The sequence below is a fragment of the Tomitella gaofuii genome, assembly GCF_014126825.1.
Classification (GTDB): domain Bacteria; phylum Actinomycetota; class Actinomycetes; order Mycobacteriales; family Mycobacteriaceae; genus Tomitella; species Tomitella gaofuii.
Map to the genome: position 1 here is coordinate 4,127,657 of NZ_CP059900.1, position 23,451 is coordinate 4,151,107.

Consider the following 23,451-nt stretch of genomic DNA (forward strand, 5'->3'; position numbering starts at 1 on the left):
TCCGCGGCTGCCGCTCACTCCTGCGCCGCGCGCTCCGCGTTCGCCGTCACGCGGCGCAGCAGGTCCAGCAGGACGGCGCGTTCGTCGTCGTCGAGCCCCGCGAGCAGGCGCCGGTCGCGCTCGACGCGCGCGGGGAAGACCTTCCGCACCAGCTCGCGGCCCGCGTCGGTGATCTGCAGCAGCACCACGCGCTTGTCCTGTTCCCACGTGCCGCGCTCGACGAGCCCCTTGCGCACCAGCGCATCGACGTACTTGGTGGTGGCGGCGGGGCTGACCATCGTGGTCGTCGTGACCTCGCCGGGTCGCAGCGGATGGTCGCTGCGCACCAGGGCGCCGAGCAGCTCGTACTCCCCGCGTGAGACCGCCGTGTGCGCCAGTTCGTGCTCGAGCGCGCGGAGACTCAGCGTGCCGATGCGCGCGATGCGGACGATCACCTCGACGGGCGCGAGGCCGACGTCCGGGAACGCGGAATCCCATTCGTCGACGATCCTGTCGACCAGGTCGCCGTCGGAGTGCATGCGCACAGGCTAACGCATCCCGCATCACATTATTTTACTTGTGTTTTACTTGTGTAGTATTCTGATCGACGATGCGCACTCGGCCCCCTGCTCCCCCCTCTCCCGTTCCCACCACCACCGCACCCGGACACACGCCCCTCCGAAGCCACGCACACCGCGCCCGCACGGCTGCCCGGCATTCCGGCGCCCCCGCAACATGGCGCCGCGCATTCTCGCTCAACCCGGCGTCGCCGAGCCTCGTCCCGGCGCTGCGGGTCGGCTTCGCCACCGCCATCGTCCTCGTCGCCGGCGGCGCGCTGGGGCACACGGAGCTCGCCGCCCTCGCAGGCCTGGGCGCGATCACCGCGGCCTTCGCCCGGGGCGAGCCGTATCGGCGCCGCGCGGGCAAGACAGCGATCGCCGGGGCCACGATCATCGCGTCGATCCTGTTGGGGTCCGCCCTCACCGGCACGCCGATGCTGCTGCAGATCGTCGTCCTGTCGCTCGCCGGCGGCGCGGGGGCGTGGCTGCTCGCGTCGCTGCGCATCGTCGGCCCCGGCGCGGTGGTGATCGTGTTCGCCGGCTCGGCGGCGGCCATGACCGGCGACCTGCCCCGCGCCGCCCTCGCGACGGCGCTCGGCGTCGCCGTGGGCTGGCTCGCCGCGATGGCGCCGGTGGCCCGCGTGGCCCAGCACGGCACCGCCGAGGAGCGCCGCTGGGTCCGCTCCGGCGCCGGACGTCTGGCCTCGGGCGAGTTCCTCGGCGCTGGCGCGCGCATCGCCGTCGCGTCCCTGCTGGCCGGAGCGGCCGCGCTGGGCATCGGGCTCGAGCATGCGCTGTGGGCGTCGATGGGCGCCACCGCAGCCCTGCAATCGATCACGTTCGCCAGCACGGTGCAGCGCTCGATCCAGCGCCTCGTCGGCAACGTCACCGGTGCCGCCGTCGCGCTCGCGTTCATCGCGACCGGAATGGGCTTCTGGCCGACGGCCGCGGCCATCGTCGCCCTGCAGGTGATCACCGAGATGACGATCGCGCGCAACTATGCCCTCGCCACCACCGCCATCACACCGATGGCCCTGCTCATGATGGGGCTCAGCGGCGGGCTGACCACGTCCATGGCGCTCAGCCGCGTCGCCGACACCGCGATCGGGGTGATAGTCGGCGTCGCGATCGCGGCCCTGACCATCCACCCCGCGGACACCCAGCACCTCCCCGGGCGCACACAGGCCCCGCCCGGAGCGTCGCCGAAGCCGGATCCGGACGTCCGACAGTGATCCCGATCACGATTGTGCAACGACTCCATCCACGCGCGGAATTCCGGCGTCCGCGCCGGTGAGCCGTGTGAAACACTGCAGGTCCCGATGCACGACACGCACCGCTCCGGCGTTCGCATGATTGGCCACGGCCGATTCACATACGTAACGTCGACCACCCGACGGTGACCGCGGACCCCGCACCGGCACGCACACGACAGGACCCGCCGGTGATCGGCCCAGCCCGCTGGGCGCGGCACCTGCAACGCCGATCGAAGTCGCGCCGCGTACCCGCGCGAACGACATCGGCGGAGGAGGACCCATGCGCACAGACGCAGGCCTGCCGCCCGACGACGCGGACGCGTCCGGCGGCCAAGACGAGGCTGCCGCGACTCCACCGGGCGGCGTCACGGCGACCGGCGACGTCACCGGAACCCCCGACCCTGAGACCCCCGAGGGCCGGCGCCTGCTGCGCAGGGTGATCGCCGCATCCGCGATCGGCAACGCCACCGAGTGGTACGACTACGGCGTCTTCGCCGCCACCGCCACGTACATCGGCGACGCGTTCTTCCCCGGCGACCTCTCGACGCTGTCGACGATGCTCACGTTCGCGATCTCGTTCGTACTCCGGCCGATCGGCGGCATGGTGTGGGGACCCATCGGCGACCGGATCGGCCGCAAGGCCGTGCTGGCCGCGACGATCCTGCTCATGTCCGCGGCGACCTTCCTCATCGCATTCATTCCGTCGCACGCGACCATCGGCGTGGCCGCCCCGATCCTGCTCGTGCTCCTGCGCGTGATCCAGGGCTTCTCCACCGGCGGGGAGTACGGCGGCGCCGCGACCTTCATGGCCGAGTACTCGCCGGACAGGCACCGCGGCAAGTACGGCAGCTTCCTGGAATTCGGCACGCTCGGCGGCTTCGTCATGGGCGCCGCCGTCGTTCTGATCTGCCAGACCGCGATGAGCGAGGCGGCGATGGGCGACTGGGGCTGGCGCATCCCGTTCCTCATCGCCGCGCCGCTGGGCCTGGTGGGCTGGTATCTGCGCTCGAAGATGTCGGACACGCCCGTGTTCACCGAGGCCGAGAGCAGCGAGTCCACCGAGATGGAAGGCTCCGCGTGGCAGCGGATGGTCGATCTGGTGCGCGACTACCGCGGGCCGATCTTCACGATGTTCGGCATGGTGATCGCGCTCAACGTGGTGCAGTACACGCTGCTCACCTACCAGCCGACCTATCTCGAGAACAAGATCGGCATGAGCGAGGATTCGACCACCCTGCTCATCCTCATCGGCGAACTGGTGATGATGGCGGTGATCCCGTTCATCGGCCGATGGTCGGACTCGACGGGCCGAAAACCCATGTGGTGGGCGTCGCTGATCAGCCTGTTCGTCCTCGCGATACCCATGTACTGGCTCATGGGGCAGGGCTTCGGCTGGGCGCTGCTGGGGTTCGCCGTTCTGGGGCTGCTGTATCTGCCGCAGCTGGCGACGATCTCCGCGACGTTCCCTGCGATGTTCCCCACGCATGTGCGCTACGCCGGGTTCGCACTGAGCTACAACGTGGCGACGGCGGCCTTCGGCGGCACCGCCCCGTTCATCAACGACGCGGCGATCAGCGGCACCGGCTGGGACCTGTTCCCGGCGCTGTACATGATGATCGCGTGCGTGGTCGGCATGGTGGCGGTGTACTTCCTTCGGGAGACCGCCGGCTGCTCGATCCGCGGCACCGGCATCCCCGGCGAGGAACCGGAGCCCGTCGGCGCACGCTGACCGGACCCCGCTCGACAACACCGGAGCCCGGCGCGCTCTCCGGAGCGCGCCGGGCTCCGGTGTTGCACGGTGCGTGTCAGGCCTCACACGAGAATCATTAGTTGTACGGCGCAACCAGTTGTATGGTTGACGAAAGCAACTAATCACGCCGGGCCGTGCCCACCGCCGCCCGGCACGTGGATTCTTTCCTGATAATTCGAGGACGCGACTGCATGACCACTGCCGAAACCGCCCGCAACGCCCCGCCCGGCACACCTCCCCGCCGGCACCGCGCCGATGAGCCACCGCGAGGTGCTGCTGGCCCTGTCCGGCCTGCTCATGGCGATGTTCGTCGCCATGCTCTCGTCCACGGTGGTGTCCACGGCACTGCCGCGCATCGTCGCCGACCTGGGCGGCAGCGAGGCCGGCTACACCTGGGTGGTCACCGCGTCGCTGCTGACGATGACCGCGACAACGCCCATCTGGGGCAAGTTCGCCGACCTGTTCAGCAAGAAGGCCCTCACCCAGCTGGCGCTGCTCATCTACGTGGCGGGCTCCGTCATCGCCGGACTGGCGGACGGGATCGGCGTGCTCATCGTCGCCCGGCTCATCCAGGGCATCGGCATGGGCGGCCTGTCCGCGCTGGTGCAGATCGTCATCGCCAGCATGATCACGGCGCGCGACCGCGGCAAGTACTTCGGCTACCTCGGCGCGGTGTTCGCCGTGGCCACGGTGAGCGGCCCGCTGCTGGGCGGGCTGCTGGTGGACGCCACCGCGCTGGGCGACGCGCTCCCCGGCTACATGTCCGGCGCCGCCTGGCGCTGGTGCTTTTACGTGGGCGTGCCCTTCGCCGTCATCGCGTTCGCGGTGCTGCAGAAGACGCTGCACCTGCCCACGGTCAAGCGCGACGTGTCCATCGATTACGTGGGCGCCACCCTCATCACCGCGGGCGTGTCCGTGCTGCTCGTCTGGGTGTCGCTGGGCGGATCGCAGTTCGACTGGGGCTCGGCGCTGAGCATCGGCATGCTCGTCGGCGGGCTCGCACTGCTGGCGCTGTTCGTGTGGGCGGAGACCCGCGTGCGCGAGCCGATCATCCCCCTGCACCTGTTCAAGGACCGCACCACCAGCCTCGCCGTGTTCGCGTCGGTGATGGTGGGCGTCGCCATGTTCGCCGGCACCGTCTTCCTGGTGCAGTACTTCCAGCTCTCCCGCGGCATGAGCCCCACCAAGGCCGGCCTCATGACCCTGTTCCTGGTGTGCGGCGTGCTCGTGTCGTCGGTGGTGTCCGGGCGGATCATCGCGGCCAAGGGCAAGTGGAAGCGCTTCCTGATCTTCGGTTCTGTCCTGCTGGTCGCGGGCGCGGTCCTGCTGAGCACCATCACGGCCACCACGCCGATCATCGTCGTCGGCCTGTACATGTCGATCCTCGGCATCGGCGTCGGCTGCCTCAACCAGAACCTGGTGCTGGCCGTGCAGAACAACGCGGCGCAGAAGGACATCGGCTCGGCGAGCTCGCTGGCCGCGTTCATGCGCACGATGGGCGGCGCGATCGGCGTGTCCGCCCTGGGCACCGCGCTGGGGCACAAGGTGGCGGCCTCGATCTCCGGCGCCGCCCATTCCGACCCGGAGGTCGGCCGGGCGATGATGGATATGGACACCCACCAGATCCCCGACGTCACCACGCTCGGCGACGTGCTGCGCCCCGTCTACGAGCACGCCTACGGGTCGGGTGTGGCGCAGGTGTTCCTGTTCTCGGTGCCGTTCGCCGTCCTGGCATTCGTCGCGGTGCTGTTCATCAAGGAGGTGCCGCTGCGTGAGACCATCGAGCGCGACGACGAGCTGGCCGACCTGCAGCGGGCGGCCGCAGCACCGGATGACGGCGGCGATGCCGCGGCCCCGGAGAAGGACGACCGCACGGAGGCCGGCGCCGCACAGGACCCCTCCGGAGTGAAGGTCGGCTGAGGCGCGATGACGGCCACGGATGCGGTGATCACGCCCGCCGAGGCGCTCGAGTTCAGCGCGGTGCGCGGCATCGAGTACGAGCTGCGCACGCTGGTGCGGCGCATCCGCCTGAGCAAGGCGGAGGTGGCCCGCACGATCCACGAGGAGATGCCGCCGTCCACCTACACGGTGTTCGTGGTGGTGTCGGATCGACAGCCCACGCGCGCGGGCGAGATCGCCGAGGTGCTCGACATGGACAAGTCCGTGATCAGCCGGCACCTCGCCGCGCTCACAGAGCTGGGCCTGATCCGCCGCGACTGCGACCCGGACGACCGCCGCTCGCACACCGTCTCCCTGACGGATCTCGGCGTGGAGAAGGTGCGCGAGGCCGTCGCCATGCGGTGGGAGGACATCTCCGCGCGGCTCGACGGCTGGACCAGGGAAGATCTCGAGGCGTTCGTGGTCCAGTTGCGTCGGTTCAACGCGGCCATAGAGTGAGGGCATGAGCGGCCAGAAGAGAACAGCATGACCGGCCCCGCATCGCCGCTCGTCGACGCACGTGAGCTCCGGGACCTGCTCGCGTCGCGCACGCCGCCCGTGCTGCTCGATGTGCGGTGGGGGCTGTCGACGGGCCCCGACCGCGGCGGGTTCGACGATGGGCACATCCCCGGCGCCCGGTTCGTCGACCTGGACGCGGAACTCGCCGGCCCGCCCGGCCCCGGCGGGCGCCATCCGCTGCCGTCGGCCGCGGCGTTCGCGGAGGCGATGCGCGCGGCCGGCGTCGGCGCGGCGTCGACGGTCGTCGTCTACGACGCAGGCCCGGCCACGGCCGCCGCCCGCGCCTGGTGGCTGCTCCGGCACCACGGGCACGCGGACGTGCGAGTGCTCGACGGCGGCCTGGCGCGGTGGGTGGCGGAGGGGCTTCCCCTGGATACCTCGGACGGCGGAACCCATGACGACGTCTCCCCCGCGCGCGGCGACTTCCGTTGCGGGCCCGCGCCGTCCGAAGGTCCGGGCTCGGTCCTCGACGCGGACGACGTGCTCGGGTGCGCCGCGCGCGGGGTGCTCATCGACGCGCGGGCCCCGGAGCGGTTCCGGGGCGACGCCGAACCCGTCGATCCGGTCGCCGGGCACATCCCCGGCGCGGTGAACCGGCCGACCACCGCCAACGTGCGCGACGACGGCACCTTCCTGCCGGCGGACGCATTGCGCCGGCAGTTCGACGCCAACATCGGCGGCATCGGTGGGAGGCCGGACGAGGTGGCCGCCTATTGCGGCTCGGGCATCACCGCGGCGCACGAGGTGCTGGCACTGCGGATCGCCGGCATACCGGCGCGGCTGTACCCCGGATCGTGGTCGCACTGGATCACCGATCCGGCGCGGCCCGTCGCCACCGGGGACGGCTGAGCGACGGCCGGCATGGCGGGTCACGTCTGGCAGGCCCATCATGACTGCCAGGTCCGTCACGTCTGCGGCCGCCGACACCCCCGGTAGGTATCGTGGCGGGCGACGTGGAATCCGGTTCGGGAGGGAGTGGGCGGGTGAGGCAGGGCCGATCGGCGGTGCGCGGCCGCACGGTGCAGGTGCGCCGCGGAATGCTCGCCCTCGTCGCCGCCGCGCTCATCGTGCTCGCCGGCCCCGCGGGCATCGCCGCCGCCCAGTGCCTCGCCGGCACTGCCGCCCCCGCCGGTCACGGCGGCCACGCGGCGACCACAGACGTCGTCGTCGACGGTCACGGCGGCCCGGCGCACGCCGAACACGGGCGAACCATGGCCGGCCATGGCGATACCGCCCTGCACGACGGGTGCCTCCCGGCGCTCGACTGCTGCGATCTGCACTGCCTCGCCCCCGGTTCGCCGGTGCCGGCGGCGATGCCCCTCACCACCCCCGCCCCCGCGGCGCCGCTCACCCCCGTCGTGCAGCTGCGCGCTCCGCCGGGGGCGGCCGGCGACGACTCCCCCGTCCTCCCGGTGCCGCCGTGGACGCATCCCACCCTGGAACAGCTGACGGTCCTGCGCGTGTGATGAGCGGACACCGCCCGGGCACGCCCGGCACGGACCCTGTCACACACTTCCCCGCAGAGCGCCGTCCACGGCGCCGCGACCGCACCCGATCCAGGAGGATCCCCATGCGTACCACGACCTTCCGCCGTTCCCTGCACTCCAAGCCGGCCCTCGCCGTCTCCGCCGTCGCCGTATCCGCGCTGATCCTCGCCGGCTGCAGCTCCGGCGACTCCGGTTCCGACGCCGCCGCCACGCCCACCGCGAGTGCAAGCGCCGACGCCGAGGGCGACAACAGCGCTGACGGCGGCGATGCCGCACAGGCGCAGTTCAACGAGGCCGACGTGGCCTTCCTCAACGGCATGTACCCGCACCACGCCCAGGCCATCGAGATGACCGACATGGTGGAGGGCCGCACCGACAATCCCGAGCTCATCGCGCTCGCCCAGCAGATCGACACCGCCCAGGGCCCCGAGATGGAGCAGATGACGACGCTGCTCGCGCAGTGGGGCCAGCCCGCCCCCAGCGCGGACGGCGGCGAGGACACAGGCTCCGGCGACGACATGGGCTCCGGGCATGACATGGGCGACATGAACGGCGGCGACGGGGCGGACGACGCTGCCGACGGCGCCCAGGGCGGCCACGAGATGACCGGCATGATGACGGACGAGCAGATGGACCAGCTCATGGCCGCCTCCGGCCCGGAGTTCGACCGCATGTGGCTGGAGATGATGATCCAGCACCACGAGGGCGCCGTCGAAATGTCGCAGGAAGTGCTCGGCTCCGGGACCAACCCGCAGGTGCAGACGATGGCGCAGGCGATCATCGACGGCCAGGAGGCCGAGATCGGGCGGATGCAGGACATGCTGCAGAGCGGCTCCTGACGCCGTGCGCCGTGGCCTCCCCCGCCGCCGGGGAGGCCACGGCGCTATGCCGCGACCGTCGTCCGAAACTGCAGCACGTGATACGGCGCGCCTTCCGCCGTGTTCCACTGCGAGACCAGCAGATGCAAGTCGTCGAGAGCCGAGTCCGGATGGATGAAGCCCCCGTAGATCTGCGCGAAGGTGCCGTCGCCGGCGCCCCACTCACCGCCCGCCACCTGCACCACCGGCTCCGACCACGGGCCCGTCGGATCCGGGGCGGTGCGCGTGGTGATCGCGTACGCGGCCGGGTCGAACCCCGCCAGCACCCAGGTGCCCTCGATACGGCGCAGGCTCAGCTCGCCGACGGGCCCGGGCAGCACGGGGACCACAGGCGCGGAGCGCACCGACATCCATACGCCGCTGGGCATCTCGTCGCGCTCCGGCACCCACGCCTCGTACGCCCAGGGTTCTGCGATCCGGTGCTCGGGCACGCGACGCAGGATCACCCCGCCCGGGTTGGCGCGGTCGAACGCCGACGACATGACGTACACGTACCCGTCGGCGCGGTCCATCGTCCACATCTGGTCCAGGGCGCCGCCCGTGTTGTCCCAGCGCGCGTCGGTGCGCTGCCAGGTCACGCCCAGGTCGTCGGAGCGCGCCAGGTAGGTGAAGTTGGTGGGCGCGGCGGCGGAGTTCCACGAGTGCACACTCACCACGGACAGGTACACGCGCCGGTCGACGGTGATCGCGTCGCAGGGGATCACCGTGAACTCGCTGCCCGGGGTCTCCGGGTCGGGCCGCTGCGACGGATCGTGCGCGTTGGGCAGGATCTCCCGCGCGTAGCGCCCGCCGCATGCGCCGTCGAAGACGATCCCCTCGTCGAGCGCCGCCCTGTCGAGCCCACCCGAACGCAGCATCACCGGGCTGCGCCAACCGGGCCCGCCCGCGGCCGACGACTCGAAGGTGTCGCCGAAGAAGTACGCGACCGCACCGGAGGGCAGCCGCGCCGGGATGCCCAGGTCGGTGCCGGCCACGCCCCACCGGTCGGTGCGCAGGCGACCGGTCAGTGTGGCCACATACCGCGCGCGGCCGGGCGGTGGCGTCATCGCGCATCACCTCCCGGCGCCGCCGACGGGTGCCGACGTCCTGTTCCGCCCCCGAGGCTACTGGCCGCCGGCCTCCGGAGCCGGTATCCGCGGTGTGGGCGCGCCGCTGATCGCCTGAGCCCGTCTGAGCCCGCCGACCAAGCTTTTTCCGCACGTTCGGCGGCGCAGACGTGCACTGGATGCTTGCTCGGCGGGGTGCGCGGCGCCGCACCCCTTGACGCGGCCACCGCGCGAGCGCATAATTCATCACATGATGAGTTCATCACTCGGTGAATTACAGGACCCCGCGATCGACGTCCGCGGGCTCACGGTGCGCCGCGGCGGCAATCCGGTGCTGCACGGCGTCTCGCTCGCGGTCCGCGCGGGGACGATCACCGGACTGCTCGGCCCGTCCGGGTGCGGCAAGACCACCCTGCTGCGCAGCATCGTCGGGACGCAGATCGTGCAGTCGGGGACGGTGTCCGTGCTGGGCAGCCCCGCCGGGACGCGCCGGCTGCGCTCGCGCGTCGGCTACGTCACCCAGGCCCCGAGCATCTACGGCGACCTCACCGTGCGCCGCAACGTCGCCTACTTCGCCGCCCTCGCCGGGGCAGCACGCTCGGCGGCGGGGGAGGCCCTCGACGCGGTCGGCATGGGCGCGTACGCGAACCAACGCGCCGACGCACTGTCCGGCGGCCAGCGCACCCGCGTCTCGCTGGCCTGCGCACTGGTGGCCGACCCGGACGTACTCATCCTCGACGAGCCCACCGTCGGCCTGGACCCGGTGCTGCGCGCCGAGCTGTGGGAGCGGTTCCACCGCCTCGCCGACGACGGCCGCACCCTCGTCGTCTCCAGCCACGTGATGGACGAGGCGGACCACTGCGATGAGCTCATCCTCCTGCGCGACGGGCGCTTGCTCGCGCAGCTCACGCCGGCCGCGTTACGCGGCACCACTGGCGAAGACCGGCTCGAGGACGCGTTCCTGGCTCTCGTGCGGAGCGGACCAGGCGGACGGCACACCGCCGAGGGCACAGCAGAAGAGCAGGAGGCGGCGCGATGAGTGCACGCGCATACGGGGCGACGAGCCTGCGGGTGCTGGGGCAGCTCGGGGCGGACAGGCGCACCGTCGCCATGATCGTCGCCGTCCCGTCGCTACTGCTGGTGCTGCTGTACTTCGTCTATCAGAACCAGCCCGGCCCGCCGGGGATGCCGTCGGTGTTCGACAGGGTCGGCGTGAGCATGCTCGGCATCCTGCCGTTCGTCGCGATGTTCCTGGTCACCGCCATCGCCATGCAGCGCGAGCGCACCTCCGGCACCCTCGAGCGCCTCATGACCACGCCGCTGACCAAGCTCGACCTGCTCGGCGGCTACGGCACCGCGTTCTCGCTGGCCGCGGTGGCGCAGGCCGTGATCGCCTGCGTGATCTGCTTCTGGCTGCTGGGCCTCGACGTGGCGGGCGGCGCGGCGCTGGTGGTGCTCATCGCCGTGGTGGTCGCCGTCCTCGGCGTGGCGCTGGGCCTGCTGTGCAGCGCGTTCGCCCGCACCGAGTTCCAGGCGGTGCAGTTCATGCCGCTCATCGTCGGGCCGCAGCTGTTCCTGTGCGGGTTGCTGGCGCCGCGCGAATCCTTGCCCGGCTGGCTGGAGGCGATCAGCAACGTGCTGCCGCTGAGCTACGCGGTGAGTGCGATGAAGCAGGTGGCGGCGCATCCGTCACCGACCGGCGCGATGTGGCGGGACCTCGCGGTGGTCGCCGGGTTCGCCGTGGTGTCGCTGTGTCTGGCGGCCGCGACGATGCGGCGGCGAACCGCGTGAGCGGCGGGCCGCAGTCTCGCGGCGGGCGGCGGCCGGGCAAGTCCGGCACCCGCGAGCAGATCCTCGCCGCGGCGCGGGCGCGGTTCGCGGAGTCCGGCTTCGACAGGGTGAGCGTCCGCGCCATCGCCGCCGACGCCGCCGTCGACCCGGCCCTGGTCCACCACTACTTCGGCACCAAACGGAACCTCTTCGCCGCCGCGCTGGCCCTGCCCGTAGACCCGGAGACGGTGCTCGCGCAGGTCCGCGCAGTGCCCGTCGACCAGATAGCCCGCGCCGTCCTGCGCGCGGTGGTCGGGCTGTGGGACTCGCCGCAGGGGGCTGCGGTGGTCGGTGCGTTCCGCACCATCCTCGGTGGCGGCGATCCGCAGCTCATCCGCTCGTTCATTCTCGAAGTGGCGCTCAAGGAGGTGCGCGGGCGCGTCGATGCGCCGCCCGGGTCCGCCGATGTGCGCGTGAGCCTCGCGGCGTCGCACATGATCGGGATCCTCGTGGCCCGCCGGATCCTCGAGATCGAGCCGCTCGCCTCGATGTCCCTCGACGAGCTGGTGGAACGGTGCGCGCCGCAGATCCAGCACTACCTCACCGGGCCGTTCGAGGCGTGAGGGGCGGGGCAGGTCCTCAGCCGGCTGATCAAGCGATCCGTGCACGTTTCGGCCACTCGAACGTGCACAGATCGCTTGATCGTCGACGTCGGAGTGCCGCGAATCCCACCGACCCGCCGTGGGTGTCGGCCCCGTGCGGCAGGATGTATACCACGGTGCAGGAGCAAGGGGAGGCGGTTGCTGATGAGTCGGGGCAAGCGGATGAGTCGGGGCGTTCGGGCGTCATGGAAAACCCTGCTCGTCAGGGCGGGCGCGGCGGCGGGCGCCCTGGCGGTGGGCGCGGCCGGCACGGCGGCACTGGGCGCACCGGCCACAGCCGCACCGCCGTCCTCGCTCGACGGCGCGACACAGGTGATGGATTGTGCGCACGAACTCGTCAAGGAGCCCGCGGACATCATCCTCTTCTGCGCCGATGCGAACGGCGGCTTCACCGACATCACCTGGTACCTGTGGACGGACCAGCTGGCCGTGGGCACCGCCAACAAGTACTGGAACGACTGCGACCCCACCTGCTACCAGGGCACCTTCCACAAGGAGCCGGTGTGGATCGCCCTGCACGACGTGGCCGCCACCGACGACGGCCCCGCGTTCCGCACGCTCACGTCCGTCGACGATTCCGGTCCGCACGACGTGCCGCTGCCCGGGTTCCCCGTCACCGGCCCCATCGACTTCCCGTAGCAGCGCACCTGCGGCGGGTCACGTGATCCACCGCCCATCACACGGCACCGCCCGCCCCGCGCCGCGGACGCCCTGACACCCTGAGCGCATGACCGGCACCCCCCACGACGACACGGCGCCCCCCAACGAGACGCCCGCGCAGCAGAACGCGCGGATCGGCGCGGGCACCTGGCGCGAGCTCTTCGGCCCCGCATACCGCGCGTCGGCTGTGGTGCTCGCGGGCGGGGTGGCCGCTTACGCCACCAACATCTATCTGACCACCAGCCTGCTGCCCAACGCCGTCGAGGACATCGGCGGCGAACAGTACTACGCGTGGGCGATGACGGTGTTCCTGCTGGCGTCGGTGATCACGTCGATGTTCGTCGGCGTATCGCTGCGCAACAGCGGACCGCGCCGCAGCTACCTGATCGGGTTCGGAGTGTTCGCCGTCGGGTCTCTGGTGTGCGCGGCGGCGCCGACGATGGCGGTGATGCTCGCGGGACGGGCGGTGCAGGGGCTCGGCGGCGGTCTGCTCACCGGCCTGGCCTTCGCGGTGTTGCGGTCGGCGCTGCCGGAGCGCCTGTGGCCGCGGGCGGTCGCGCTCATCTCGGCCATGTGGGGTGTCGGCAACATCCTCGGCCCCGTCCTGGGCGGGCTGTTCGCGCAGTTGGGCGCGTGGCGCGGGGCGTTCCTCCTGCTGGCGGCGTTCGTCGCGGTGCTGTGCGTGATGTCGCAGCGGGCGCTCCCCCGCCGCCGCCCCGACGAGGGCGGCGAGCGCGCCGGGGTGCCCACCGTCGGCCTGGTCGTGCTCACCGGCGCCACCGCGGCGGTCTCCATCGCGAGCATCGCCTCGTCCACTGCCGTCATCGTGGCGCTCGCTGCGGTGGGCGTCGCAGCGCTCGCGGTGTTCGTCGCGGCCGAGCGGCGCACGCGGGTCACGGTGCTGCCCCGGTTCGCCTATTCGCTGCGCTCGCCGCTGCCGTGGGTGTATCTGGGGATCGTGGCGCTGGCCATCGGGTCGACCACCGAGACGTTCGTGCCGCTGTTCGGCCAGCACCTGGGCGGCATGGAACCCTTCGTCGCGGGCATGCTCGGCGCCGCGATCTCCTGGGGCTGGTCCATCGCGTCGATCCTGTCCACCTACGCCACCGCCGAACGCTCCACCACTGCCATCAAGATCGCCGGTCCGCTCGTGCTCGCGGCCGGCCTCCTGGGCTACGGGCTGCTGCAGGCCGACGACCCGTCCGGGCTGACGGTCACCGGCTGGTTCATCACGCTCGCCGTCGCCGGGGCGGGCATCGGGATGGCGTTCGCCCACTTCATCACCGCCGCCATTTCCAGCACCGACGACGAGGCCGACGCCGCGAAGGCCTCCGCGGGCGTGAACACGGTGCAGCTGATCTCCAACACGTTCGGGTCGGCTCTGGCCGGGCTGCTGGTGGCTGTCGGCGGGCCGTCGCTGGTGGGGTCGGCGCGGCTGCTCAACTTCGGGTTCGCCGGCGTCGCCGCGGTGGGCGTGCTGTTCGCGGTCGCGGCCGCCCGTCGGGGACGGAGCGCGGCGGGCACGGCCGTCGGGTGATCCCGCGCCTGAGAAGAATCTACATATTTCTAGTGTTGAATCTAGAGAGTGGAATATTCACCTGACTTCGCGCGAGCGGTTTCCGGCGCGGGCCGCTACCGTCGCTGTCATGGGTGAGATGAAGCGGCGCATGCTCTCCGGCGAGCCGTACCGCGACGACGACGGCACACTGCTCGCCGAGCGCCTGGCCTGCCGACGCGCGCTCGACGAGTTCAACGGCGCCCCCGCCGACGACGACGAGCACCGTGTAGCGATCCTGCGGTCGCTGCTCGGGTCGCTGGGCGAGCGCACGCGCATCATGCCGCCGCTGAGGTGCGACTACGGCGCGCAGATCCACATCGGCGATGATTCCTTCCTCAACTACGATGCGATCCTGCTCGACTGCGCGCGCATCACCATCGGCAGCAACGTCTTCATCGGCCCGCGCGCGCAGCTACTCACCGCGCTGCATCCCATGGAGGATCATGCGGCGCGGCGCGCGGGATGGGAGTCGGCGGCGCCGGTGACGGTCGGCGACGGCGTGTGGCTGGGCGCCGGGGTGATCGTGTGCCCGGGGGTGCGCATCGGGCCGGACGCGGTGATCGGTGCCGGAAGCGTGGTCACGCGCGACGTGCCCGCGCGGGTCTTCGCCGCCGGCAACCCGTGCCGCGTCATCCGCTCGCTCGAGGGCGAGGCGCCGGCATGAGGCGCGGACGTCCTCGCTCCGAGTTCGGTCGACAGCCAAAGACTTTAGAAGTACTTTGTAAGTATGCAGGTCGATGAAGTGCCGTTCTCCGAGCTCCAGTTGCATGGCAAGGCCACCGTCGCACGCCTGCAGAGCACACGTGGCCAATCGCTGCTGATCCGGCGCCGCGACGGCGACAACCTCGTGCTGACCACCGCCGAACGTGCCGATCGCGACCGCGAAGTCTCCTCGGTCGCCATGCGGGTCCTCGCTACGGTTCTTTCACGCGACAAGAATGCACAGGACTCGATCTCCGGCGCCATCACCGACGTCTTCCCGTGGGCCACCTTCCTGCCCCCGGAGGACTTGCGCACGTTCGTCGACGAGCTCGCTGCAACGTTGCGGGCCGCCGATGCTCTCGACAATCCGAATCCACTGGCCCAATTGATCGCGGCCTGGCGCAACACCGCCGAGGCCCACGCCGATCCGGCGGTCGCCGCACAGCTGAGCGCCGACACCGGCGACGACCACGGCGCTGTGCCCGCACCCGCCGCGTGAGCCCGAAGCGCGGAGATCGCGTCGCCCCGCCCCCGGACCCCGCCGGCGGTTGGGATCTGCGTTTCGCGACGGCGGAGGCCGCAAGGGGCTGGGAGGCTCTTTGCCGGCATGCACCGGGAAACACGCTCACGGCCTGGAACAACTTGCGCGACCGTGCCACTGCCCCGACGCCGACCCCTCGGCACCATCGGCTCAAAGGTTCGCTCGCCACAGCTACTCATCGGGGAACCGTCATGGAGCAATGGCAGTACGAGGTCACTGGAAGCGGGCGGATCTGGTATCTCGTAGACACCGAACGCAGCACTCTGTGGGTGAAGGCAGCGACGACCGGGCACCCGAAATCCACCGAGTAGTCAAATTCGACATGCATCTCTACCTGTTTCTAGCCTGACTCCTAGAGTTCTCTAGCGAGACTTAGGGTCGGCGCCGCCATCGGCGACGAGCACACGCTCCTGCCGCCGGACATCGACCGTCCATCCCGTTGGGGCCGATGAGCGTCCATCGCACTCTCTACTGCTATCTAGCACCTGATGCAGAGAGCGGAATACTCCCCGATCGTGTCGGCCGCGCGCGGCGGGTGTTCAATGACGCAGGTGGACTCCCCGTGGCGCATCGACCCCGTGACCCTCACCGGCAGCCTGGTGGAACTGGTGCCGCTGGCGCACGAACACCACGACGGCCTGGTCGACGCCGCACGCGACGGCGAGATGTGGGACCGCTGGTACACCTCGGTGCCCGAGCCCGACGGCATGCGCGCCGAGATCGACCGCCGCCTGGGCCTGGCCGAGCGCGGCGAGATGGTGCCGTTCACCGCCGTGCGCAGGTCCGACGGAGCGGTGCTCGGCATGACCACCTATTACGCGCTCGACCCGGTCGTGCCACGCCTGGAGGTCGGCTACACCTGGAACCGGCAGTCGGCGCACGGCACCGGCACCAACGCCGAGTCGAAGCTGCTGCTGCTCACGCACGCCTTCGACACGCTCGAATGCCAGTGCGTGGGGTTCCGCACGCAGTGGCAGAACCGGCAGTCGCAGGCGGCGATCGAGCGGCTCGGCGCCCGGCGCGACGGGGTGCTGCGCGCCTACAGCCGACACCGCAACGGCGTGCTCAAGGACGTGGTGATGTACTCGGTGCTGGCGCATGAGTGGCCCGAGGTGCGTGCGGGCCTGGAGCACCGCCTGCGGCACCGGCGCTGACGGGCTTCTTCACCCGAGGTACGGCGACGACATCCCGGCGCCGGCGAAAGGCCCGAGCGGCCCGGTCAGCACGCTCACCATCCGGAGATTGTCGCCCAGCGGAAGCCGCGCGAGGGTGACCGGATCGGCGGGCACGATGACCCCGTACGGCACGCCCGGCTGCTCCCAGGCCTCGGCCACCACGAACGCCTCCGGCAGCGCGGTGCCGACGAAGACGAACCTGGGTGCGCCCGGGATCCCGTCGCCGGCGGAGTGCACGCGCCGCAGCACCAGCTCATCGGCCGGAGGCGAGATGTTCTCCACGGCACGCACAGCCGCGACCTCGTACACCTGCAGCCCCGACCGGTAGAGGACCGCGTCGCCGAGGTGCTCGATGGAGGCCGTCACCGGATCCGGTGCCGCGGGACCCACCGAACCCGCCGCGGTCGCCGTACCGGCGCCGAGCACCACCCCGGCCGCGAGCAGCGCCGTGGAGATCACCGCCGTCGCGCCGCGCCTCAACGATGTCGCCGGCATCCCGCACCTCCCGCCACCCCCCGTGGTGCACCGACGGTCCCACGCGCGGCCGGGGGTCACGGACGATTCGCCCTCACGTCACGTCCGGCAGCCGCACGGGCACGATTGCGGCGAACCTGTCGCCGGGGCCCGGGTTCGCCGCCGCGCACGCCCCGCCCAGGTGGTGCATGACGCCCCACACCGCGTTGAGCGCCGTCTGCACCGCGCCCTCCGCCCAGCCGGCGGTCCACGAGATGTCGTCGCCGGCGAGGAACACACCGCGGTGCCGGTCGTCGAAGCCGTCCTGCATGAAGTGGGTGAACAGCCGCTCCTGGTAGCGGTAGTGCCCGGGCAGGTTGGCACGGAACGCGCCCATGAAGCTGCGTTCGACCTCCCAGGAGATGGTGAGCGGCGAGGCGATGACGTGCGAGCGGATGTCCACCTGCGGGTAGATGGCGGACAGCGAGTCCAGCATGAGGTCCATCCGCTCGGCGGCGCCCAGGGGCACGAGCTTGAGCGAGTCGTCGGTCCAGGTGTAGGACAGGCAGATCGCGGCGGGGCCCTCCCCCGGCACGCCCGCCCCGGCCAGCGGGCCGTCGAGCAGGTAGGTGCCGCGCGGCATGCGGTCGGTGAGCGTCATGCCCATCACCGGGCGGCCGGTCGCGGGGTCGGCGTCGCGCCAGAACGGCCGGTCCACCAGCACGAACACCTTGGACGAGCCCATGTAGTGGGTGCGCTCGACGGCGCTCCAGTGGAGCGGGCCGAACAGCGACTCGTCCGTCCGGATCGTGTTGAGCAGCAGCCACACCGGCGCCGTGTACACCACGGCAGGGTAGGTGGCGATGGCGCCGCCGGCGGCGGTGACGGTGATGCGGTGCGGGTGGGTACGCCGGATCCCTGTCACAGCGGGCCGGGGCAGGCCGCCCGGGTGCAGCGCGGCGAGCGACGTGCCGCCCGGCCAGTACGCCGTCCCCGCGGGCGCCAGCGACCACAACCGCAGCGGGAGTTGCTGTGCGCCGCCGTCGATCCCACGGTGCTCCTCGTCAGCCGCGGTCGCCACCACGCGCAGCACCTCGAGGATCGAGTTGGAGAAGTCGGTGTCCCAGCCGCCGGTGCCGAACCCGACCTGCCCGAACAGTTCCCGGTCCGCGAACGAGCGCAGGTGCGGCGAGTCGACGAGGAACCGGTAGAAGGTGGTGTCGTCGTAGCGGCGGACCAGGGGATGCCACAGCGCCGCGATCGCCTGCGGATCACGCGCCCGGATCGCGTCGCGCAGGGCGGACATCCCGGCCCCGTCCTCGAGGGTCGCCTCCCAGGCCCGCGCCACCCGCCGGAACACCGCGGGCAGCTCGTCCAGCGTCCGGCCGCGGACCGTGGCGCCCTTGAGGTCGATGACGGTCTCGGGGGTGGCGGGTGCGAGCGGGTTGGGGAATGGCGAGGTGCTCAGTCCCACCTCGCGCAGGTATCCGTAGAGGGTGGTCGACGACGGCGGAAACCGCATCGCGCCCAGCTCGGCCACGCTGCCCGGGTGCCCGTCGAACGCGGCCGATCGCATGCGTCCGCCGATCTGCTCCGCCTCGTACACCACGGGCCGCAGCCCCATGCGCAGCAGCTCGTAGGCGGCGACGACGCCGGACAGGCCCGCCCCGATCACCGCCACCTCGGTGCCGTGCGCTGCCGCGGGCACCGCGCCGATGCCCGCGGGGTGCCCGCGGAACGTGTCGTACGGGAAGGGGAAGTCGGGTCCGGTCATCGATAGCGGGCTGCCGGGCCCGGGTGCGACGGGGATGCTCACGCCGGCCCCTCGGCGCTGCGGGCCCCGGCCCCCTCGTCCACCTCTTCTGAGCCCGCCGGCCCTCCGCCCGCCGCCCCGTACAGGTCGGTGCGGCGGTCGCGCAGGTACGTGTTGCGTCGGCGCGAGCGGGCGAGCAACTCGGGGTCCAGGTCCACCACGAGCAATTCGGCTTCGTCTCCGGCGCGGGCGAACTCGGTGATGTCCGGCGCGACGGCGCAGGTGTGACCGCAGTAGTAGGTGACCGGCGCACCCGTGCTCGCACCCGGCTCCTGACCGATGCGGTTGACGTAGACGATGAACAGCTGGCTCTCCACGGCGCGGGCGGGCACCAGGATGCGGGCCACGTGGTCGTCCGGGTAGGCGAGGGCGGTGGGCACGAGAAGCCAGTCGGTGCCGGCCAGCGCGTGGGCGCGCACTGCCTCCGGGAACTCGACGTCGTAGCAGATCAGGATGCCGCAGGTCAGGCCGCCGAGTGGGAACTGCACGACGGGATCGTCGCCCGGGGTGAAGTGTGCGTCGTCCGGGTTGCCGCCGACCGACGGGTGGGCGTCGTCGCCCGCCGGCCGGTACAGGTGGGTCTTGCGGTAGTGGGCGAGCAGCGCACCGTCGGCCCCCACCACCGCGACGGCGTTGTAGAGGGCCCGGCCCGCACCGCCGACCGCGCTACCGCCGTCCGCGGCCTGTTCGACGTACCCGTAGGCGATGGCGATGCCGGATTCGCGCGCGGCCTGGGCCATCGTCCGGCCGATGGGCCCTGCCGCGTCATCGTCGGGCCGCGGCTCGGGGCTCAGCGACCGGCGGTACCCGGTGCAGGTGAGTTCCGAACACACCAGGATGACCGCGCCCGATTCCGCTGCGGAGCGCGCCGACGCGGCGACCTCGGCCAGGGCGCCGTCGACGTCGGTCGACTCGGGCCCCTGCAGCAGTGCCACCCGCATGTCGCGCCTCCGCCCGTACCGGCTACCCGGCGGCGTCGACGGCCGGCTCGTCCGCACCGGCCGCCGACGCACAGCAATTCCGGCGCGACAGCGCGGCGTCGATCAGCAGGCTCGCGCCGATGCCGAACAGCCACGAGTCCTTGGCGATGGCCGTGCCCTGCTGGGTGGGCCGCGGCGAGCCGTCCTCGTGCATGCCGGGCGTGCGGGCGTACATCGTCAGCAGCCCGGAGCTGAAGGCCACGAGCCCGGCGCCCGCCACGGCCGTGGGAACGAACGGCGCCAGCAGTGCCGAACCCAGCGCGATCTCCGCGCCCGCGAGCGCCTTGCCGAACGTGCCCGGACTCAGGCTCTTGACGGGCGGGACGGCGTTGGCGGCCATCGACTGCAGCCCCGCCGCGCCGTCGTCGTCCAGGGCCAGCTTGCCGACCCCCGAGTTGAGGATGAACGCGCCCGTCACCACCCGCAGCGGAAGGCGGCGGAGGCGGGCATTGCGCGGCTTCAGGTTCACTGGTGGCTCCTCGATTCAGATCGACCATGGTCTCCTGGGAGGCCTCTTCCATCCCACCAGAACACCCGCCCGCGCGGCACTATTTCCGCGAAGCCGCAGCGGACGCCGAGTTCCTACCGGTTCCTACCGCTCCGAGCACCCGTGTCCGCCGTCGGCAGTCCCGGTAGCATCGGGCCATGGCCACGGTGAGCGCGGCGCAGACCTACGACCTGCCGCACGAGGACGAGGTGCGTGCTGTACTGCGTCGCTACGGGGTGCGCCGCGCGCAGCTGTTCGGCAGCGCCGCGCGCGGAGAGCTGACGCCGACGAGTGACATCGACATGCTCATCGACCTCCCCGGGCCGCTTGACTACGCAGTGCTGTTGCGCCTCTCCGAGGAACTCGAAGCTGCAACTGGTCGTCGCGTCGATCTCCTCACTTCCATCAAGCCTGTCTTCCGCCCCTACATCGAGCCGGAACTGGTCGAGATCGTCCTATGAAGTCACCCCGTCCGTACTTGCAGATGGTGGTCGCGGCGGCAAGCCGGGTGGCAGAGCATCTTCCTGCCTCCGAGGACGAATTCCTCCGCACACAGCTCGTACAGGATGCCGTATGCATGCGCCTGCAGGAGATGGGCGAGAACCTCGGCAAGATCCGCCGCCAGTTCCCGAGCTTCTACGCGGACAACGGCTCTGAGAGATGGCAACGGTTAATCGGGCTACGCAACGTCATCTCGCGCGGTTACGGCGAACTCGACATGCACGTCGTCTGGCAGATCGCCTCAGTCCACCTGGATCCGTTGACCGAAGACCTCCGGGCCCTCCTCGACCCGCCCTGACGGGTCCATAAGTCCGCCCTCTACCCGCCCGCATACGCCGCCAGGTGTTCGCCGGTGAGCGTCGGCCGGTCCGCCACCAGCTCCCGGGGCGTCCCCTCGAACACCACGCGCCCGCCGTCGTGGCCGGCGCCGGGGCCCAGGTCGATGATCCAGTCGGCGTGCGCCATCACCGCCTGGTGGTGTTCGATGACGATCACCGACTTGCCGGAATCGACCAGCCTGTCCAGCAGCGCCAGCAGCTGTTCCACGTCGGCCAGGTGCAGCCCGGTGGTGGGCTCGTCGAGCACGTAGACGCCGCCCTTGTCGCCCATCCGCGTGGCGAGCTTGATGCGCTGGCGTTCGCCGCCGGACAGGGTCGTCAGCGGCTGGCCCACGCGTAGGTATCCGAGGCCCACGTCGGCCAGCCGGACGAGGATTTTGTGGGCGGCGGGGATGCGCGCGTCGGCGGCGCCGTCCACCTCCCCGGAGAAGAAGCGCTCGGCCTCGGCGACGGACATGTCCAGCACCTCGGCGATGGTGCGGCCGCCCAGCGTGTACTCCAGCACGGACGCCTGGAACCGCCGGCCCTCGCACTCCTCGCACACCGTGGCCACGCCGGCCATGATCGCCAGGTCCGTGTAGATGACGCCCGCGCCCTTGCACGCCGGGCAGGCGCCGTCCGAGTTGGCGCTGAACAAGCCCGGTTTGACCCCGTTGGCCTTGGCGAACGCCTTGCGCACCGGCTCGAGCAGCCCCGTGTAGGTGGCCGGGTTGCTGCGCCGCGAACCCTTGATGGCCGACTGGTCGACGACGACCACCCCGTCGCGCCCCTCGAGTGAGCCGTGCACCAGCGAGCTCTTGCCCGAACCCGCCACGCCGGTGACCACGCACAGCACGCCCAGCGGGATGTCGACGTCGACGTCGCGCAGGTTGTGGGTGCTCGCGCCCCGGATCGCCACGGCGCCGGTGGCCTCGCGCACCGACTCCTTGAGCGCCGTCCTGTCTCCCAGGTGCCGGCCGGTGACGGTGTCCGCGCCGCGCAGCTGCTCCACCGTGCCCTCGAACACGATGCGCCCGCCCTCGGTGCCCGCGCCCGGGCCCAGATCCACCACATGGTCGGCGATGGCGATGGCCTCGGGCTTGTGCTCCACCACCAGCACCGTGTTGCCCTTGTCGCGCAGCTGCAGCAGCAGGTCGTTCATGCGGGCGATGTCGTGCGGGTGCAGGCCGATGGTCGGCTCGTCGAACACGTACGTGACATCCGTGAGCGACGAGCCCAGGTGCCGGATCATCTTGGTGCGCTGCGCCTCACCGCCGGACAGCGTGCCCGACGGCCGGTTGAGGCTCAGGTAGCCGAGGCCGATGGCCACGAACGAGTCGAGCGTGTCGCCCAGCGATCCCAGCAGCGGGGCCAGCGACGCGGCCGACGCACCGGGAGCGCCCGCGGAACCATCCCCCGCAGCGAGCTCCCGCACCCACTCGGCCAGGTCGCTGATCTGCATCTCGCACACGTCGGCGATGGACTTGCCGGCGATCTTCGATGAGCGCGCGAGCTCGCTGAGCCGCGTCCCGTCGCACTCGGGGCACACCCCGAACGTGATGGCCCTGTCGACGAAGGCGCGGATGTGGGGCTGCATCGCCTCGCGGTCCTTGGCCAGGAACGACTTCTGGATGCGCGGGATCAGCCCCTCGAAGGTGACATTGACGCCGTCGACCTTGATGCGGGTGGGCTCCTTGTAGAGCAGCGCGTTCAGCTCGCGCTTGGTGAACTTGGCGATGGGCTTGTCCGGGTCGAAGAAGCCACATCCCAGGAAGATGCGCCCGTACCAGCCGCTCACGCTGTAGTTGGGGATGGTGAGCGCGCCCTCGCGGATCGACTTGGAGTCGTCGTACAGCGCGGTCAGGTCGAAGTCGCTCACCTCGCCGCGCCCCTCGCACCGCGGGCACATGCCCCCGGTGACGGAGAACTCGCGGCGCTCCTTGACCTCCCGGCCGCCCTTCTCGATGGTCACGGCGCCGGCCCCGCTGATGGAGGCGACATTGAACGAGAACGCCTGGGCGCTGCCGATGTGCGGGGTGCCGAGGCGGCTGAACAGGATCCGCAGCATCGCGTACGCGTCGGTGGCCGTGCCCACCGTGGAGCGCGGATTGGCGCCCATGCGCTCCTGGTCGACGATGATCGCGGTGGTGAGGCCGTCGAGCACGTCCACGTCGGGCCGGGCCAGCGAGGGCATGAACCCCTGGACGAAGCTGCTGTAGGTCTCGTTGATGAGGCGCTGGGATTCGGCGGCGATGGTGGCGAACACGAGCGAGCTCTTGCCGGAGCCGGAGACCCCCGTGAAGGCGGTGAGCCGGCGCTTGGGCAGCTCCACGCTGACGTCGTCGAGGTTGTTCTCGCGCGCGCCGTGCACGCGGATCAGGTCGTGGCTGTCTGCGGGGTGCGTCACGGCTCACGATGTTAC

24 protein-coding genes are annotated in these 23,451 nt (G+C 71.3%); 17 read left to right on the forward strand and 7 right to left on the reverse strand.

Going from position 1 to position 23,451, the window contains the following annotated elements; all coding sequences use genetic code 11:
- Positions 1-14 precede the first annotated feature (14 nt).
- Complete coding sequence (locus H4F70_RS19070) at positions 15-518, reverse strand: MarR family winged helix-turn-helix transcriptional regulator (protein ID WP_182346248.1); 504 nt, start codon at positions 516-518, stop codon at positions 15-17.
- A gap of 71 nt (positions 519-589) precedes the next feature.
- Between H4F70_RS19070 and H4F70_RS19075 the strand changes: the two genes are divergently transcribed.
- The 7 genes from H4F70_RS19075 (at position 590) to H4F70_RS19105 (ending at position 8,325) form a co-directional block, all read left to right on the forward strand.
- A complete protein-coding gene (locus tag H4F70_RS19075; RefSeq protein WP_182358368.1) occupies positions 590-1,771 on the forward strand; it encodes an FUSC family protein in 1,182 nt (393 codons plus the stop codon).
- Between the two features lie 301 nt (positions 1,772-2,072).
- Positions 2,073-3,521 carry an MFS transporter gene (locus tag H4F70_RS19080; RefSeq protein WP_182358369.1) on the forward strand — a complete coding sequence of 483 codons (1,449 nt, stop codon included), beginning with the start codon at positions 2,073-2,075 and terminating at the stop codon, positions 3,519-3,521.
- A gap of 276 nt (positions 3,522-3,797) precedes the next feature.
- Positions 3,798-5,462, forward strand: a complete 1,665-nt coding sequence (locus H4F70_RS19085; protein WP_182346609.1) for an MDR family MFS transporter — start codon at positions 3,798-3,800, stop codon at positions 5,460-5,462.
- Between the two features lie 6 nt (positions 5,463-5,468).
- The gene (locus tag H4F70_RS19090; RefSeq protein WP_182346245.1) at positions 5,469-5,939 is read left to right on the forward strand and encodes a MarR family winged helix-turn-helix transcriptional regulator; all 471 of its coding nucleotides are present in this window, start codon (positions 5,469-5,471) and stop codon (positions 5,937-5,939) included.
- A gap of 27 nt (positions 5,940-5,966) precedes the next feature.
- Complete coding sequence (locus H4F70_RS19095) at positions 5,967-6,848, forward strand: sulfurtransferase (protein WP_182358370.1); 882 nt, start codon at positions 5,967-5,969, stop codon at positions 6,846-6,848.
- A gap of 134 nt (positions 6,849-6,982) precedes the next feature.
- On the forward strand, positions 6,983-7,465 hold the full coding sequence (locus tag H4F70_RS19100) for a hypothetical protein (protein ID WP_182358371.1): 483 nt from the start codon (positions 6,983-6,985) through the stop codon (positions 7,463-7,465).
- 104 nt (positions 7,466-7,569) lie between these two features.
- A complete protein-coding gene (locus H4F70_RS19105) occupies positions 7,570-8,325 on the forward strand; it encodes a DUF305 domain-containing protein (protein WP_182358372.1) in 756 nt (251 codons plus the stop codon).
- A gap of 44 nt (positions 8,326-8,369) precedes the next feature.
- Here H4F70_RS19105 and H4F70_RS19110 read toward each other — a convergent pair whose 3' ends face one another.
- Complete coding sequence (locus tag H4F70_RS19110) at positions 8,370-9,410, reverse strand: DUF4185 domain-containing protein (protein ID WP_182358373.1); 1,041 nt, start codon at positions 9,408-9,410, stop codon at positions 8,370-8,372.
- Between the two features lie 250 nt (positions 9,411-9,660).
- Between H4F70_RS19110 and H4F70_RS19115 the strand changes: the two genes are divergently transcribed.
- From H4F70_RS19115 to H4F70_RS19150, 8 genes are all read left to right on the forward strand, one after another.
- Entirely contained in the window at positions 9,661-10,449 is a 789-nt protein-coding gene (locus H4F70_RS19115) for an ABC transporter ATP-binding protein (protein ID WP_235681222.1), read from the forward strand.
- Complete coding sequence (locus tag H4F70_RS19120; RefSeq protein WP_182358374.1) at positions 10,446-11,201, forward strand: ABC transporter permease; 756 nt, start codon at positions 10,446-10,448, stop codon at positions 11,199-11,201. The genes H4F70_RS19115 and H4F70_RS19120 overlap by 4 nt, the downstream gene beginning before the upstream one ends.
- Complete coding sequence (locus H4F70_RS19125) at positions 11,162-11,803, forward strand: TetR/AcrR family transcriptional regulator (RefSeq protein ID WP_235681223.1); 642 nt, start codon at positions 11,162-11,164, stop codon at positions 11,801-11,803. The genes H4F70_RS19120 and H4F70_RS19125 overlap by 40 nt, the downstream gene beginning before the upstream one ends.
- Before the next feature lie 201 nt (positions 11,804-12,004).
- Positions 12,005-12,481, forward strand: coding sequence for a hypothetical protein (locus tag H4F70_RS19130; protein ID WP_182358375.1), 477 nt, complete (start codon positions 12,005-12,007; stop codon positions 12,479-12,481).
- An 88-nt stretch (positions 12,482-12,569) separates the two neighbouring features.
- On the forward strand, positions 12,570-14,039 hold the full coding sequence (locus tag H4F70_RS19135) for an MFS transporter (RefSeq protein ID WP_182358376.1): 1,470 nt from the start codon (positions 12,570-12,572) through the stop codon (positions 14,037-14,039).
- 109 nt (positions 14,040-14,148) lie between these two features.
- Positions 14,149-14,724 (forward strand): sugar O-acetyltransferase, encoded by a 576-nt coding sequence (locus tag H4F70_RS19140; protein WP_182358377.1) that lies wholly within the window; start codon positions 14,149-14,151, stop codon positions 14,722-14,724.
- Positions 14,725-14,787: 63 nt separating this feature from the next.
- Positions 14,788-15,261 (forward strand): hypothetical protein, encoded by a 474-nt coding sequence (locus H4F70_RS19145; RefSeq protein ID WP_182358378.1) that lies wholly within the window; start codon positions 14,788-14,790, stop codon positions 15,259-15,261.
- Positions 15,262-15,854: 593 nt separating this feature from the next.
- The gene (locus H4F70_RS19150; RefSeq protein ID WP_235681224.1) at positions 15,855-16,457 is read left to right on the forward strand and encodes a GNAT family N-acetyltransferase; all 603 of its coding nucleotides are present in this window, start codon (positions 15,855-15,857) and stop codon (positions 16,455-16,457) included.
- Positions 16,458-16,466: 9 nt separating this feature from the next.
- On the opposite strand, the gene H4F70_RS19155 is transcribed toward H4F70_RS19150, so the two are convergent.
- The 4 genes from H4F70_RS19155 to H4F70_RS19170 form a co-directional block, all read right to left on the reverse strand.
- A complete protein-coding gene (locus tag H4F70_RS19155) occupies positions 16,467-16,973 on the reverse strand; it encodes a hypothetical protein (RefSeq protein ID WP_182358380.1) in 507 nt (168 codons plus the stop codon).
- Between the two features lie 73 nt (positions 16,974-17,046).
- Entirely contained in the window at positions 17,047-18,747 is a 1,701-nt protein-coding gene (locus H4F70_RS19160) for a flavin monoamine oxidase family protein (protein WP_372497614.1), read from the reverse strand.
- Positions 18,744-19,685, reverse strand: coding sequence for a nitrilase-related carbon-nitrogen hydrolase (locus H4F70_RS19165; RefSeq protein WP_182358382.1), 942 nt, complete (start codon positions 19,683-19,685; stop codon positions 18,744-18,746). Before H4F70_RS19165 ends, H4F70_RS19160 begins: the two co-directional genes overlap by 4 nt.
- 22 nt (positions 19,686-19,707) lie before the next feature.
- Positions 19,708-20,193, reverse strand: coding sequence for a hypothetical protein (locus H4F70_RS19170; RefSeq protein ID WP_235681225.1), 486 nt, complete (start codon positions 20,191-20,193; stop codon positions 19,708-19,710).
- A 176-nt stretch (positions 20,194-20,369) separates the two neighbouring features.
- Here H4F70_RS19170 and H4F70_RS19175 point away from each other — a divergent pair, with 176 nt between their 5' ends.
- Together H4F70_RS19175 and H4F70_RS19180 are read left to right on the forward strand one after the other, a co-directional pair.
- On the forward strand, positions 20,370-20,672 hold the full coding sequence (locus tag H4F70_RS19175; RefSeq protein ID WP_182358383.1) for a nucleotidyltransferase family protein: 303 nt from the start codon (positions 20,370-20,372) through the stop codon (positions 20,670-20,672).
- Positions 20,669-21,010 (forward strand): HepT-like ribonuclease domain-containing protein, encoded by a 342-nt coding sequence (locus H4F70_RS19180; RefSeq protein WP_182358384.1) that lies wholly within the window; start codon positions 20,669-20,671, stop codon positions 21,008-21,010. The genes H4F70_RS19175 and H4F70_RS19180 overlap by 4 nt, the downstream gene beginning before the upstream one ends.
- 20 nt (positions 21,011-21,030) lie before the next feature.
- Here H4F70_RS19180 and H4F70_RS19185 read toward each other — a convergent pair whose 3' ends face one another.
- Positions 21,031-23,436 (reverse strand): ATP-binding cassette domain-containing protein, encoded by a 2,406-nt coding sequence (locus tag H4F70_RS19185; protein WP_182358385.1) that lies wholly within the window; start codon positions 23,434-23,436, stop codon positions 21,031-21,033.
- Positions 23,437-23,451: the final 15 nt, after the last annotated feature.